General features: G+C 69.0%; 14 protein-coding genes. 7 read left to right on the plus strand and 7 right to left on the minus strand.

The features are described from left to right. Positions 1 to 242: 242 nt before the first annotated feature. On the plus strand, positions 243 to 443 hold the full coding sequence (locus FHX42_RS10100) for a cold-shock protein (protein WP_182543966.1): 201 nt from the start codon (positions 243 to 245) through the stop codon (positions 441 to 443). 413 nt (positions 444 to 856) lie between these two features. Here the strand turns inward: FHX42_RS10100 and FHX42_RS10105 are convergent, their stop codons facing one another. Next, entirely contained in the window at positions 857 to 2,095 is a 1,239-nt protein-coding gene (locus FHX42_RS10105; RefSeq protein ID WP_182543967.1) for an MFS transporter, read from the minus strand. A 517-nt stretch (positions 2,096 to 2,612) separates the two neighbouring features. Here FHX42_RS10105 and FHX42_RS10110 point away from each other — a divergent pair. The 5 genes from FHX42_RS10110 (at position 2,613) to FHX42_RS10130 (ending at position 6,276) form a co-directional block, all read left to right on the plus strand. After that, positions 2,613 to 3,125 (plus strand): MarR family winged helix-turn-helix transcriptional regulator, encoded by a 513-nt coding sequence (locus FHX42_RS10110; RefSeq protein WP_182543968.1) that lies wholly within the window; start codon positions 2,613 to 2,615, stop codon positions 3,123 to 3,125. Beyond that, positions 3,125 to 4,129 carry a pirin family protein gene (locus FHX42_RS10115; protein WP_182543969.1) on the plus strand — a complete coding sequence of 335 codons (1,005 nt, stop codon included), beginning with the start codon at positions 3,125 to 3,127 and terminating at the stop codon, positions 4,127 to 4,129. Before FHX42_RS10110 ends, FHX42_RS10115 begins: the two co-directional genes overlap by 1 nt. A 108-nt stretch (positions 4,130 to 4,237) precedes the next feature. Next, positions 4,238 to 5,332: an LLM class flavin-dependent oxidoreductase gene (locus FHX42_RS10120; RefSeq protein WP_182543970.1), complete on the plus strand. Its 1,095-nt coding sequence runs from the start codon at positions 4,238 to 4,240 to the stop codon at positions 5,330 to 5,332. After that, positions 5,329 to 5,928: an FMN reductase gene (locus FHX42_RS10125; protein ID WP_182543971.1), complete on the plus strand. Its 600-nt coding sequence runs from the start codon at positions 5,329 to 5,331 to the stop codon at positions 5,926 to 5,928. Before FHX42_RS10120 ends, FHX42_RS10125 begins: the two co-directional genes overlap by 4 nt. 9 nt (positions 5,929 to 5,937) lie before the next feature. Then, positions 5,938 to 6,276, plus strand: a complete 339-nt coding sequence (locus FHX42_RS10130) for a GNAT family N-acetyltransferase (RefSeq protein WP_182543972.1) — start codon at positions 5,938 to 5,940, stop codon at positions 6,274 to 6,276. Between the two features lie 27 nt (positions 6,277 to 6,303). Here FHX42_RS10130 and FHX42_RS10135 read toward each other — a convergent pair whose 3' ends face one another. After that, positions 6,304 to 6,756, minus strand: a complete 453-nt coding sequence (locus tag FHX42_RS10135; RefSeq protein ID WP_182543973.1) for a GNAT family N-acetyltransferase — start codon at positions 6,754 to 6,756, stop codon at positions 6,304 to 6,306. Positions 6,757 to 7,022: 266 nt separating this feature from the next. Between FHX42_RS10135 and FHX42_RS10140 the strand changes: the two genes are divergently transcribed. Beyond that, complete coding sequence (locus FHX42_RS10140) at positions 7,023 to 7,571, plus strand: hypothetical protein (RefSeq protein ID WP_235987161.1); 549 nt, start codon at positions 7,023 to 7,025, stop codon at positions 7,569 to 7,571. Positions 7,572 to 7,643: 72 nt separating this feature from the next. On the opposite strand, the gene FHX42_RS10145 is transcribed toward FHX42_RS10140, so the two are convergent. The 5 genes from FHX42_RS10145 to FHX42_RS10165 form a co-directional block, all read right to left on the minus strand. Continuing rightward, a complete protein-coding gene (locus FHX42_RS10145; RefSeq protein ID WP_182543974.1) occupies positions 7,644 to 10,034 on the minus strand; it encodes an ATP-binding cassette domain-containing protein in 2,391 nt (796 codons plus the stop codon). A 127-nt stretch (positions 10,035 to 10,161) separates the two neighbouring features. After that, positions 10,162 to 10,824, minus strand: a complete 663-nt coding sequence (locus tag FHX42_RS10150) for a class I SAM-dependent methyltransferase (protein ID WP_182543975.1) — start codon at positions 10,822 to 10,824, stop codon at positions 10,162 to 10,164. 43 nt (positions 10,825 to 10,867) lie between these two features. Then, entirely contained in the window at positions 10,868 to 11,743 is an 876-nt protein-coding gene (locus tag FHX42_RS10155) for a LysR family transcriptional regulator (RefSeq protein WP_182543976.1), read from the minus strand. Between the two features lie 3 nt (positions 11,744 to 11,746). After that, on the minus strand, positions 11,747 to 12,937 hold the full coding sequence (locus tag FHX42_RS10160; protein WP_328796023.1) for a low temperature requirement protein A: 1,191 nt from the start codon (positions 12,935 to 12,937) through the stop codon (positions 11,747 to 11,749). 131 nt (positions 12,938 to 13,068) lie between these two features. Beyond that, complete coding sequence (locus FHX42_RS10165; RefSeq protein ID WP_182543977.1) at positions 13,069 to 13,824, minus strand: SDR family oxidoreductase; 756 nt, start codon at positions 13,822 to 13,824, stop codon at positions 13,069 to 13,071. Between the last annotated feature and the right edge of the window lie 15 nt (positions 13,825 to 13,839).

A 13,839-nucleotide genomic window follows, 5' to 3' on the forward strand; every position in this document is an offset into this window, starting at 1 on the left:
ACCAAGCGGGCGCGTGGTCCCGCAATCGTGTGCCGGTCTTGGGAATACTGGTGGTGGGTTGTAGGTTGTGTGGGGTGGTCGTCAGGTTTTTCTGAGTTCGTGCTTGTGCACGCTCGCAGGATGTTGATGCGGGCGCGCTGCTGTCTTTGGTTGTTGCTGGAGTAGTTGCCGTCTGTGAAGGCCGAGCGGCCCCTCGCTGTCGTGTGGTGCGGCGGTGATCCCAGCGCAAGGAGGAGGCGGACATGGCACAGGGAACGGTGAAGTGGTTCAACGACGAGAAGGGCTTTGGTTTCATTGCCCCGGATGAGGGTGGTCCGGACGTGTTCGTGCACTACTCGGCCATCGATGCCAGTGGTTTCCGCAGCCTGGCGGAGGACCAGCAGGTGACTTACGAGGTCACGCAGGGCCCGAAGGGTGCGCAGGCCAGCAACGTGCAGGTCTGACCCATTCTCTGGGAGGGTGGCTCGGCCGGGCTCCCGGCCCGGCGCCACCCCCTTCAGCAGGAAAATCGGCCCCTCTCCGCGGAGAGGGGCCGATTTCGCATCTCCAGAACCCGCTCAGCGGTACTTCCCGGGCCGGTGATGTTTGAACGTGTCGCTCTCACGGCGCAGCGTGTCGAGGGGTGGAACCGGATACGGCGGAAAGGGGCCGCGCTGATCGTTCCTGCTGGTCGCAACACGATCTACGGGGCCATCCATCGCAGTCCAAGGCCGCTACGCGTTCAGCAGCACCCAGCCGAGTGAGCTTCGTGCCCTCCGCGGCCCCAACGAGCCCGACGAGGAACTCTGAAGTCCGCCCGTAAAGGCACCCCTCCACGGGACGTCCGGATCGCACGCGGGTGGGGGCGGTGTGGAGCTCAGTGTCCTGGGGGAAGCAGCCGTGCGGCGGTGAACGATCGTCGTAGCAGGATGACGGTCGTTGCTGTGAGGCCGCCTGCTGCGGTGATGGCTGACGCTGGCCCGAGGGCGGAGGCGAGGGCGCCGACGGCTGCGGTTCCGAGTCCCTGGGCCGTCATGAGTCCGCTGCTGAACAGGCCGAAGCCTCGTCCGCGCAGATGCTCGGGAACGAGTTCGGCGAAAGCTGCCTGTAGCGGCAGCGAGTAGGCGACGCAGGTTCCTTCGGCGATGAGCAGGACCATCGCGGTGGCCAGGCCGGGGTGTGTGGCGAAGGCAAGCAGTGGTGTGCCGGCCAGCAGGGCGAGCGGGAGGGCCAGGCGTGCGCGCATGGCGGGGCGGAACATCCGGGCGATGGTCACATCTCCGAGCACCATGCCAACCGGCAGCGCCGCGAGGAGGTAGCCGGCGCTGCCCTCCGGAAGACCGGCGCGTGCGGCATAGGCGACCAGTGTTGCTTCGGCCCCGGCCAGGGCGGCGATCGGCAGCCACAGCCCCAGCAACAGCCCGCGAAGGCGTCGGTCGCTGCGCAGCAGGTAAATATTGGTGCGCCACGTCTCGATGGCCGTCGTTCGCAGCGCGAGCCCGGGCGTGCGGGCGGCGCGGTCCCGCAGGCCCAGACGCCAGATCGCTGCGGCCAGCAGGTAACTGCCGGCGGCGAGCAGCAAGGCGACCTGCGGGCTCAGAAAGGCCAGCAACACGCCTCCCACCGCGTAGCCGGCGATCTGCACGGTCGAGGAGATCGTCTGGACGATCGATCGTCCGAGCACGTAGCGGTCGCCGGTCAGGATCTCCGGCAGCAGGGCCCCGGTCGAGGCCGACCGGAGTGGGGCGAGGGCCCCGGCCACGGCCACCAGCACCAGCACCGCCCAGACGGGAAGCCACACCGCGGCAAGAACCCCGGTGACCGCGGTTTGCAGCAGGTCGTAGGCCACGAGCAACCGACGTGGTCGTAGCCGATCGGCCAGGGCGGTCAGCGTGCTGCCACCGATCGCTTGCGGGATGAACCCGGCGCCGAACGTGACCGCGCTCAGCAGGGCCGAGTTGGTCGCGTTGAACACCAGCACGGACAGCGCGAGGGTCCGCAGCGTCTCGGCCAGCAGCATGAGCAGGTTGCCCACCAAGACAATCCGGAACTCGGGTTCGGCGAAGACATCGCCATACGTCGTGGGCCCGGGCTCGGTTTGGTTCCGCGCAGCCATCGCGCCAGCCTCGACCGCATGGACGAGGACGCGCAAACCCTTTGTGCGGCAGTGAAATGAAACGGCCGAATGCTACGGATCCACCGACTCCCGCCCCCGATTTCTCCCGCACGCCAAACTGGCTGGCGTGCTGCACGTCAGAGGCCGACCGAGCTCGGCGTCGCCGACGAGCGGATCCACCTCGACCAGGGACTCACCGGAACCGCCCGCGCCCGCCCCGGGTCGCGATCAAGCACTCGCAGCGGAACGAAGCGGCGACACGCTCCTCGTGCCCGAACTCGACCGTCTCGTCCGCTCCGTTCCGGATTCCCGGGCCATCGGCGACGATCTGGCCGAGCGCGGCTCAAGCTCTCCCCCGGTGGGCAGGTCTACGACCCCCTGTCGAGGTGGTCCTGGCCTGATCAGACTTCAGCTCGGTCAACCGCTCCCCCGCTTGCGCTGGGCTTCGGCGACCACGGAGTCCTCCCGCTCCGGCATTATTAGTTCAACGTCTGAAATATTCGGTATGCTGATCTGCATGGTGAGCTGGCAGGATTCGTTGCAGCGGCGAGCGTGGCGGCCGTACATCGAAGCGAGCTTGCTGCTGGAGACGCGGCTCGACGAGGATTTGCGGGCGTCCGCCGGGTTGAGCCTGATGGATTACCACGTGTTGCTGGTGCTGTCGGAGAGCCCGGCGCACCGGTCGCGGATGGGCGAGCTGGCAGCGCGCATGGTGTTCTCGCCGAGTCGGCTGACCTACCAGGTCAAGGTGATGGAGCGGCGCGGCTGGGTGCTGCGGCAGGCCTCGCCGGACGACAGGCGGGTCAACTACGCGGTGCTGACCGCGACCGGGCTCGAAGCGCTGCGCGCGGCGGACCACCACCACGTCGAGACGGTGCAGCGGCTGTTCACCGATGATCTCGACGAGCACGAACTACACGTGCTCGCACGGGTGTTCACCCGTCTGCAGGGCCGCCTGCACGACTCACGCGGGCAGGCGGTCGACGAGTCCGCCGCCTCGCAGACCACGGAGCAGGACGGGAACCGCTGATGAGCAACGTCGAGAACGACCCGCCCGAGCAGACCGTGTGCTCGGCAGGTCTGTCGGTCGCGACCGAGCCGGACACGGAGCTGCTGCACCCTCGCGAGGTCCCGCTGGGTGGGCCGCGGGCGATGCGCGTGCGGCGCGCCTTGCCGAATCGGGACCGGCGGATGGTGGGAGCGTGGTGTTTCGCCGATTCGTACGGCCCGAGCGACATCACCGGGCAGCCGGGGATGCAGGTGCCGCCGCATCCTCATACCGGGCTGCAGACGGTGACCTGGCTGGCCGACGGCGAGGTTCGGCACCAGGACGGCGTCGGTAGTCGCCGGCTGGTGCGTCCCGGTGAGCTTCCGCTGATGACCGCCGGGCGCGGCATCGCGCACTCGGAGCAGTCCCCGCCCGACCACTCGTCGAGCCTGTACGGGGCGCAGCTGTGGGTGGCCCTGCCCGAGCGGTTCCGGCAGGTCCCGCCGGCGTTCGAGTTCCACTCCTCGCTGCCGCGGCACGAGCTCCGGCAGGGCAGCATCACCGTCCTCGCCGGGGGCGTCGACGATGCGATCTCACCGGCCACGACTTACTCGCCGCTGGTCGGCGCGAGCCTGACCCTCTCGGCGGGCGGGCAGCTGTCGGTGCCGCTCGAGCCGGAGTTCGAGCACGCGGTTCTGGCCCTGTCGCCGGGGTTGACCGCCGCGGGTGTCTCCGTTCCGGTGGGGGCGATGCTGTACCTCGGCCGTGGCCGTCGTGCGGTCGAGCTGACCGCCGCGGTCGCGGGCCAGGCGCTGTTGCTGGGCGGAGAGCCGTTCACCGAGGACTTGGTGATGTGGTGGAACTTCGTCGGCCGCAGCCACGACGACATCGTCGACGCCCGCACGACCTGGGAAGCCGAGCACGACAGCGACGTCGGCAACCGCCGGTTCGGCCCCGTGAACGGATACGACGGGCCCGCCCTGTCCGCTCCCGCGTTGCCCAACGCCCGGCTGAAAGCCAGGGGTCGCTACCACCCCCACCACTGACCCGGTGCCGGAGTGGGGTGCGTCACCACCTCCGATCCGTGGGGAATAGGCCCCGATCCGCTTTCGTTGCCGGTATTAGTTCAAATCTTAAGTAGTGGAGTGGTCAGGATGCAGTTCGGGGTTTTCACCGTCGGCGATGTCACGCCGGATCCGACGAGTGGTCGTGTGCCGTCGGAGGGTGAGCGGATCAGGGCTATGGTGGCGATCGCGGAGAAGGCCGAGGAGGTGGGTCTGGATGTGTTCGCCACGGGTGAGCACCACAATCCGCCGTTCGTGCCGTCGTCGCCGACGACGATGTTGGGCTATGTCGCGGCTCGGACGGAGCGGTTGGTTCTGTCGACGTCGACGACGTTGATCACGACGAACGATCCGGTCAAGATCGCCGAGGACTTCGCGATGTTGCAGCATCTGGCTGGTGGTCGGGTGGATGTGATGATGGGTCGGGGTAATCAGGGGCCGGTGTATCCGTGGTTCGGACAGGACATCCGGCAGGGCATCCCGTTGGCGATCGAGAACTATCACCTGCTGCACCGGCTGTGGCGCGAGGACGTCGTGGACTGGGAAGGCAAGTTCCGCACCCCGCTGCAGGGTTTCACCTCCACCCCGCGCCCGCTGGACGGAGTTCCGCCGTTCGTCTGGCACGGCTCGATCCGCAGCCCCGAGATCGCCGAGCAGGCCGCCTACTACGGCGACGGGTTCTTCCACAACCACATCTTCTGGCCGCCCGAGCACACCAAGCGCATGGTCGAGCTCTACCGCCAGCGCTACGAGCACTACGGCCACGGCCGGGCCGATCAGGCCATCGTCGGCCTGGGTGGGCAGGTGTTCATGCGCCCGAACTCGCAGGACGCGGTGCGCGAGTTCCGGCCCTACTTCAACGATGCCCCGGTCTACGGCGGCGGCCCCTCGCTGGAGCAGTTCACCGAGCAGACCCCGCTGACCGTGGGCAGCCCCCAGCAGGTCATCGACCGCACCCTGGGTTTCCGCGACTACGTCGGTGACTACCAGCGCCAACTGTTCCTGATCGACCACGCCGGGCTGCCGCTGAAGACGGTGCTGGAACAGCTCGACATCCTCGGCGAGGAGGTCGTGCCGGTGCTGCGGAAGGAATTCGCCGCCCGCAAACCCGCCCACGTCCCCGAGGCCCCCACCCACGAGTCCCTGGTTCAAGCACAACGGGGCGCGGAAGGGAGCACGGCATGACCCGCGTTCTCGCGATCTCCGCGGGCCTGTCGCAGCCGTCGACCACCCGACTGCTGGCCGACCGGCTGGTCACGGCCACCCGCGGCGAGCTGGGAGACGAGACCGCGGTCGACGTGGTCGAGCTGCGCGACTACGCCCACGACATCACCGATGGCCTGCTCACCGGCTTCGCCAACCAACACCTCCGGCCCGTGCTCGACCAGCTCCACGCCGCCGACGGGCTCATTCTGGTCAGCCCGACGTTCACCGCCTCCTACAGCGGCCTGTTCAAGTCCTTCATCGACCTCGTCGAACCCGGGTCGGTGCAGGGCAAACCGGTGTTGCTCGCCGCGACCGGCGGTACCGAACGGCATTCGCTGGTCCTGGAGCACGCGCTGCGCCCACTGCTGGCCTACCTTCGCGCTCAGGCGGTACCCACCGCCGTCTACGCCGCCAGCGCCGACTGGGGCAGCGACGCCGACCTCAACCAACGCATCACCCGTGCCGCGAGTGAACTCGCCACAGCGGTGCGGGACCAACCGCAGCACGAGAGGACCGACCCGTTCACCGACCCGGTCCCGTTCGAGCAGCTCCTCCACGAAACCACGACACGCTGAGGGGAAACCATGTCCGACGAAGCTCCCGAGGTGACAGTCGCCCGATCCGGTGATCGAGAGCGCTACGAGATCACCCTCGACGCCCAGCAGGCGGGATTCGCCGAGTACGTCGACCGCGACGGGCAGCGCATCTTCCACCACACCGAGATCGGCGAGGACTTCGGCGGTCGCGGATTGGGCAGCACCCTGATCGGTCGAGCACTGGCCGACACCCGCGCCGCCGGCCTGCGCGTCGTGCCGGTGTGCCCGTTCGTGGCGAAGTACCTCACCAGCCACCACGACGTCGACGACGTCGTCGACAAGGTCACCCCGGAAGCGCTCGCCGCGGTGCGCGAACGGACCGGATGAGCCGAGCTCCGCACCCGGGCGCGTGATTCACCGCCGACCCGGCCCCGCGAGATGGCGTCCGGCAGCGGGAACGGCCACCATAGTTGCACAGGGCACACCGCACTCGCGATTTCCCCAGGAGAGCGACATAGCCGGCGAAACGTCACGGCCCGACCGCGCGGCCCAGTCCTGCACCGCCGCTATCAGCTGGTCTCCGACACTACGGCCCCGAGCCCGAGGACTGACCCACACGGACCTCAGCTCGCCGGCCCCGTCGTCGCCGGGGACTCCGCTGGCCATGCCCGCGGGACGACCGTTCAGCACCGCGACGGCGTTGTAGGTGCCGGGCATTTCGAAGCGCGCACGCCACTGCGCCTCGCCGCCGTTGTCCCAGTCCTCGAGCCGAGACTTGAACGCCTCCGGTGCCTCGGCGAGCGCAGCGAGGCGGACCTCCCGCCACACCGGCCAGTCTCCGGTTGTCAGGGCCTGCACGGTCAGCACGCGTTCGAGTTTGCCCGCGAGGCGCAGGATCCAGCAACGGCACCGGCGACGCGGTCGTCAGCCGACGAGGCGAGTCCGGGGGTTTCGGCGCGTGGGGACCAATGGGCGGAAATCCGGCGTTAAGCACGGTGGGCTAGGTTGAGCGCTCATGCCGGTGGCGTTCTTGTCGGCGGCTGAGCAGGACCGCGTATGGCCAGTATGCCCGCGAGCCGCTGGATCAGGAGGTCCTGGAGCGCTTCTTCTTCCTTGATGACGCTGATCGTGAGTTGGTCGCGCACGTATTCTCCCCCTCAGAACCCTTCCTGCACGCCCAACTAGTCACCGGGAGCCCTGCTGTGGATGCAGCCACAGGGGGTTGGTCCGCCGTCCCCCAGCCGTGGACAGGTTCAGGTCGGCTCCCTCTCGGCCCGGACGCGTCCGCGAGTGACGGAGCTGTCGTCGCCGTCGGGGCCGTCTGCGACGTCGCTGTTCCGTGGAACCAGCCCACCGGCCAGGTCAGCTTCGCACTGAGCGAGTACCTCGACCTTGAATCCGGCAAGCGCGTGGTACTCCACAGCGAGCGTGGCGTCACAGTCGGTGTGCGCGGTGGTGCCTCGGCGGACTTCACGGGACGTGAGCTCCGGGACTTCTTCCTCGGAGCCCTGCTGCCCGACGAGGCAGAGGAGGAGCCCGAGGAGCCTCACCCGTGGACATGGCTGACGGAGCTCGCCGCCGCCCGTGGTGTCACGGTCACGCCGGAGGAACTCAAGTCCTTCCCGTACGAGCTCGATTTCCGTCCTGCGGTGCAGGCACTTGTCCGAACAGATGGGTCCTGACCCTTCAGTCGGGACCGGACTATCGACACCCAGCCGTACGCCAAGCCTGAGTCGAGCCCCTCGCACCTTCGCTCAGGTGCCGACGTAGACCGCGAGGTGCTCGCCGGTGAGGGTGGAGCGGTCGGCGACGAGGTCGGCGGGTGTGCCCTCGAAGACGATCCGGCCGCCGTCGTGGCCGGCACCGGGGCCGAGGTCGATGATCCGGTCGGCGTGGGCCATGACGGCCTGGTGGTGCGCGATGACGATGACCGACTTGCCGGAGTCGACGAGCCGGTCGAGCAGCCCGAGCAGCTGCTCGATGTCGGCGAGGTGCAGGCCGGTGGTCGGTTCGTCGAGGACGTAGATGCTGCCCGTCTCGGCCATGTGGGTGGCCAGCTTGAGCCGTTGGCGCTCACCTCCGGACAGGGTGGTGAGCGGCTGGCCGAGGGTGAGGTAGCCGAGCCCGACGTCGACGAGCCGGTGCAGGATCTTGTGCGCGGCCGGGATGCGTGCCTCGCCGGCACCGAAGAACTCCTCGGCCTCGGTCACCGACATCGCGAGCACTTCGCTGATGTCGTGGCCGCCGAGCCGATACTCCAGCACCTCGGCCTGGAACCGCTTGCCCTCGCACTCCTCGCAGGTGGTGGAGACACCGGCCATCATCGCCAGGTCGGTGTAGGTGACGCCGGCGCCGTTGCAGCTGGGGCAGGCGCCTGAGGAGTTGGCGCTGAACAGGGCCGGCTTCACGCCGTTGGCCTTGGCGAAGGTCTTGCGGACCGGGTCGAGCAGCCCGGTGTAGGTCGCCGGGTTGCTGCGCCGGGAACCCTTGATGGCCGCCTGGTCCACCATCACCACGCCGTCCCGTCCGACGACCGAGCCGTGGATCAGCGAGCTCTTTCCGGATCCGGCGACGCCGGTGACGACGGTCAGCACCCCGAGTGGGATGTCGACGTCGACGTCGCGCAGGTTGTGCTCCGCCGCGCCACGGACCTCGAGCGCTCCGGTGGGCGTGCGCACCGCCTCCTTGAGGGCGGTGCGGTCGTCGAGATGACGGCCTGTGAGGGTGCCGCCCGCCCGCAGCCCCTCGACGGTGCCCTCGAAGACCACCTCACCGCCGGCCGCTCCGGCGTTCGGCCCGAGGTCGACGACGTGGTCGGCGATCGCGATCGTCTCCGGTTTGTGCTCGACGACGAGCACCGTGTTGCCCTTGTCCCGCAGCCGCAGCAGCAGGTCGTTCATCCGCTGGATGTCGTGGGGATGCAGGCCGATGGTGGGCTCGTCGAAGACGTAGGTGACGTCGGTCAGCGACGACCCGAGGTGGCGGATCATCTTGGTGCGCTGCGCCTCGCCGCCCGACAGCGTGCCCGACGGCCGGTCCAGCGAGAGGTAGCCCAGCCCGATCTCCACGAACGAGTCGAGGGTCTCCCCCAGCGCGTCGAGCAGCGGCGCCACCGACGGCTCGGCGAGCCCGCGGACCCATTCGGCCAGGTCGCTGATCTGCATCGCGCACGCGTCGGCGATGTTGATCCCCGCGATCTTCGAGGACCGGGCCGCCTCGCCGAGCCGGGTACCGCCGCACTCGGGGCACGCGGCGAAGGTGACCGCCCGGTCCACGAACGCCCTGATGTGCGGCTGCATCGCCTCGCGGTCCTTGGACAGCATCGACTTCCGCAGTTTCGGGATCAGCCCTTCGTAGGTCACGTTGATGCCGTCGGACTTGATCTTGGTCGGTTCCTTGTGGAGCAAGTCGTGCAGCTCGGTCTCGGTGTAGTCGCGGATCGGCTTGTCCGGGTCGAAGAAGCCGGATCCCAGGTAGATGCGGCCGTACCAGCCGTCCATGCTGTAGCCGGGGATGGTGAACGCGCCCTCGCGCAGCGACTTGCCGTCGTCGTAGAGCTGGGTCAGGTCGAAGTCGGTCACGCGGCCCGTGCCCTCGCAGAGCGAACACATGCCGCCGGTGATGCTGAAGTCGCGCCGCTCCTTCACGGTGCTGCCACCGCGCTCGAACGTGACCGCACCCGCTCCGCTGAGGGAGGCGACGTTGAAGGAGAACGCCTTGGGCGAGCCGACGTGCGGCTGCCCGAGGCGGCTGAACAGGATGCGCAGCATCGCACCCGTGTCGGTGGCGGTGCCGACCGTGGAACGTGGATCGGACCCCATCCGCTCCTGGTCGACGATGATCGCCGTCGTCAGGCCGTCCAGCACGTCGACCTCGGGCCGGGCCAGCGTCGGCATGAAGCCCTGCACGAAGGCACTGTAGGTCTCGTTGATCATCCGCTGCGACTCCGCGGCGATCGTGCCGAACACCAGCGAGCTCTTGCCCGAGCCGGAGACACCGGTGAACACCGTCAACCGGCGCTTCGGGAGCTCGACGCTGACGTCAGCAAGGTTGTTCACGCGCGCGCCCTGTACACGGATCAGATCGTGGCTGTCGGCGACGTGCAGCGCAGACGATTGCGTGTCCGCCCTCGTGTCCGTGCTCATCGTGTCTCCCTCTGTCGTGCGGACCCGCTTGCGCGCCGCCGAGCTGTTTTCCGTAACTCGGAAAGACCGAGATACCACACCCGTCCGACACCGTCGCCCTGTGGCGCTACCAGCTCACCGTCGCCGATCACGACCGGCGCCCGCCCGCGCCCCAGAAGAACGGGCCGGACGTCGCGGTGACCCGGACGTCCCAACCGAGGTGCGCGAGTCGCTGCTCGAGGTCGGCGGGCCGGAAGGGGATCTTCACCACCCGGTGATGGGTGCCGTCGGCGAGCGTCCGGCGGATGACCGGGGACCACTCCCCCTCGACGAGCTCGTCGGGGGTCCGGTGGCCGTCGTCGACGAACAGTACCCGTCCCGCCGGTTCGAGGCACCCGGCGACCAGCGACCAGAAGGACTCGAACCGCTCGTGCGGAACGTGCGACAGCCAGAACCCGAGAAAGACCACGTCGTAGCGACGGTCGGGGGTCCAGTCGAACACGTCCGCCCGCACGAAGCGCACCCGCTCGTCGTCGAACCGGGCGGAGGCGAGGGCGAGCATCTCCGCGGAGGCGTCCACAGCGGTGACGTGCTGCGCGTGGGACAGCAACCGCCCCGTCCACGTGCCGGGCCCGCAGGCGAGTTCGAGCACGTCACCGGCCGGTTGGAAGGCGTCGATGGCCTCGGACAGCTCGTCCTCGCCCGGAAAGGGCAGGACGTGGTCCCTGTACTCCGGGGCGACCGCCCGGTAGTAGGCGGCCTGCTCCTCGAGCAGCTGCTCGAGCTCCGTCGCGTCGTCCGGGGACGTCATGCACGGGATCATCGCCGACGACGCTTCCGACCGGCAATGGGAGTCAGCCGACCGCTGCCTCGAAGAAGGCGTCGCGGGTTCCGGAGCTGGTGTGCTGGGCCCAGAGGGCGTGCAGGGGCGCGAGGGCGGGCGGTTCCAGGTCGAGCACGTGGGCCTGGCCGTCGGCGGCGGGACCTGCGGGTGCGGTGACGAAGGCGACGCGGTCGGTGCCGAGCACGGCGGTCACCGGTGGGGTTCCCTGCAGCGGGCTGCGCTCGGTGTCCGGTTCGAACCCCGCCCGGCGGCAGTGGTCGATGAGCAGGTCGGTGTAGCCGGAGCGGCCGGGATGCCCCCACACCACGAAGCGTTCCCCGGCCAGCTCGGCCAGGTCCACCGAGTCCCGCCGCGCGAGGTGCTGGTCGATGTCCACGGCGATGCGCAATCGGTGGTGACCCACGATGATCCGGGCCAGCCCCCGTGGCGGGGTCATGGCTCGGCACAGGCCGACGTCGAGGTCTCCGCCCAGGAGTTCGGCGGTGAGCTCGTCGGGATAGCGCTGGTTGGCGTGGGCGGCCACCTCGGGGTGGGAGGTGCGCACCGGGCGCAGCAGCGTGGTGATCTCCTCACTGGTGACCGCCGGTGTGTGCCCGATACGCAGGGTCTCGGTCTCACCGCGGCCGATGCGGCGGGCACGCTGCACGGCGGAGTGAGCCAGCCCGTGCAGCGTGCGGGCGTCGTCGATCAGCGCCTGCCCGGCGGGAGAGACCGTCACCACTCCCCCGGCGCGGTCCAGCAGCGTCACCCCGACCTCCCGTTCCAGCACGCGGATGGAGGTGGACAGGGCTTGCTGGGACAGGTGCAGCCGAGCCGCGGCGCGGGTGAAGGTGCCGTCCTCGGCCACGGCGAGGAGGTGTTCCAGCTTGCGCAGATCCAGCCCCATGCGTCACACCCGGTGTGCTGTGGTGGCGCGGATCTGGGTGACCACGGCCAGCGTGCCCATGACGGCGACGGTGGCGATCCCGATGGCCAGCGACGGCAGGACGGTGCCGAGGATCAGGCCGACGGCGCCGACGACGACCAGTGCTGCCGCGGCGAGGTAACGGGCGCGGGCGACCGTGCCGGTCCGCGAGCGCAGGAACAGGATGTTGCCTGCCAGGTAGATCAGCGGCCCGCCCATGGTGGTCAGCACCACCGCGGGGTCGGCCTCGGCGTGGGTGATGCGCAACTCGATGGACACGGCCACGACGATCGCGCCGGCGACCATGAGCGCGTGGGCGTAGGCGAACGCCGAGCGCAACACCCCGGTATGCGCCTCGCCCTGACTCGCTTGGGTGTCGGGCCCGGCCAGGGCGAAGTAGGCCCACCACAGCACGAACAGCCCGGCGAAGCCGAGCAGTGCCGCCACGATCGCGCGCGCCGGGATCGGGTCGAGTTCAGACAGCGTGAATCCCATGATCAGGATGGACTCGCCGAGCGCGATGATGAACACTCCGCGGTTGCGTTCGGCGAGGTGTCCGGGGTCGGTGGGCCAGGTGTGCATCGGTGCCGAGCCCAGGCCGGGGAAACGGAACTGCAACCGTGGAGCCGCCACGTCCACGAACAGGGCGACGAGCCAGACGATCAGCCGCGGGCCGGGCGCGAGGAACGCCCCGACGATGAAGAGCACCCCCGCCGAAGCGCTCCAGGCCAGCAGGTTCGTGTAGTTCTTCGCGAGCACGTGCCCACGCATCGCCACCGCCATGAACGCCGGGCGTCCGACCTGGGCTGCCACATAGCAGGCCGCGAAAAGCAGGCCGTCGGCGTCGAAGGCGTGCGGCAACCCGAGCGACATGCCCAGCGCGGCGATCATCAACAGCCCGTTGAGCACCCGCACCAGCCCGCTGTGCGGATCCAGCCAGTTCATCGCCCACGCCGAGTAGTTCCAGGCCCACCACACGGCCCCGAACAGCACAGCCACCTGTGCCACTCCCAGCCAGCTGAGATGGGCCAGCAGCGTGTGCGACACCTGGACGATCGCGAAGACGTAGACCAGATCGAAAAACAGTTCGATCGGGGCGACCTCCGACCGTCTGGCCCCCTCCGGCCGCAGCAGACGCGGCCGAGTTGGTTCCTGGGTATCGGGGTTCTCGCTCACCGCGTCCTTCCCTGCTAGACGATGGGGGTTCGGCTGTCTCGCCACATCATTGTCGCCCACCCCGCGTGCCCGCGCGGTGCGGACGACCCCCTCGGTGCCGCCCGCACCGCGCGTTTCCCCTCTCCCCCGCGTCACCGGGTGGTGTAGCCGCCGTTGGGGAACAGGGTCTGGCCGGTGAACCACCAGCCGTCGGTGGCCAGGTGCCGGATGATCGGGGCGATGTCCTCGACCTGGGTGAGCTGGTTGCCCAGGGCCTGCGACTGGTGGAACTGCACCCGTTCCGGGGTTTCCTGCGGGTAGAAGAACGGGGTGTTCATCGGTCCCGGTGCCACGGTGTTGACCGAGATCTTCCGGTCGGCGAACTCCTTGGCCGCCGCGCGGGTGAAGTGCTCCAGTGGTGACTTGCCGCCCGCGTAGGTGGAGTAGCCGTCGGTGAACGCCGCCAGCAGCGAGGTCCCCAGACTGATGATCTTGCCGTGGTCGTTGAGCCGGCGCCCGGCCTCCTGGATGAAGAAGTACGCCGCCTTGGAGTTGATGGCGAACATCTGGTCGTACTCGTCCTCGGTGGTCTCCAGGATCGGCTTGCGCAGCACCATCCCGGTCGTGTTGACCGCGACGTCGATCCCGCCGAAGGTGTCCACCGCGGTGTCGAACAGCCGCCGCACCTCGCTGACCCGCGTCAAATCGCCCTGCACGGTGATCGCCTGCGAACCGGCCGCCTGCACCGCCTCGACGGTCTCTCGAGCGTCACCGGCCGAGGAATCGCTGTGGTAGTGCACCACGACGTTCGCGCCGTCCGCGGCGAACGTCCTCGACAGCAACCCGCCCAGGTTCTTCTCGCCTCCGGCGATGACCGCGACCTTGTCCCGCAACGTCTGCTCAGCCATGACACGCTCTCCTGA

Origin of the sequence: Halosaccharopolyspora lacisalsi (genome assembly GCF_014137975.1) — a bacterium.
Lineage (GTDB): Bacteria > Actinomycetota > Actinomycetes > Mycobacteriales > Pseudonocardiaceae > Halosaccharopolyspora > Halosaccharopolyspora lacisalsi.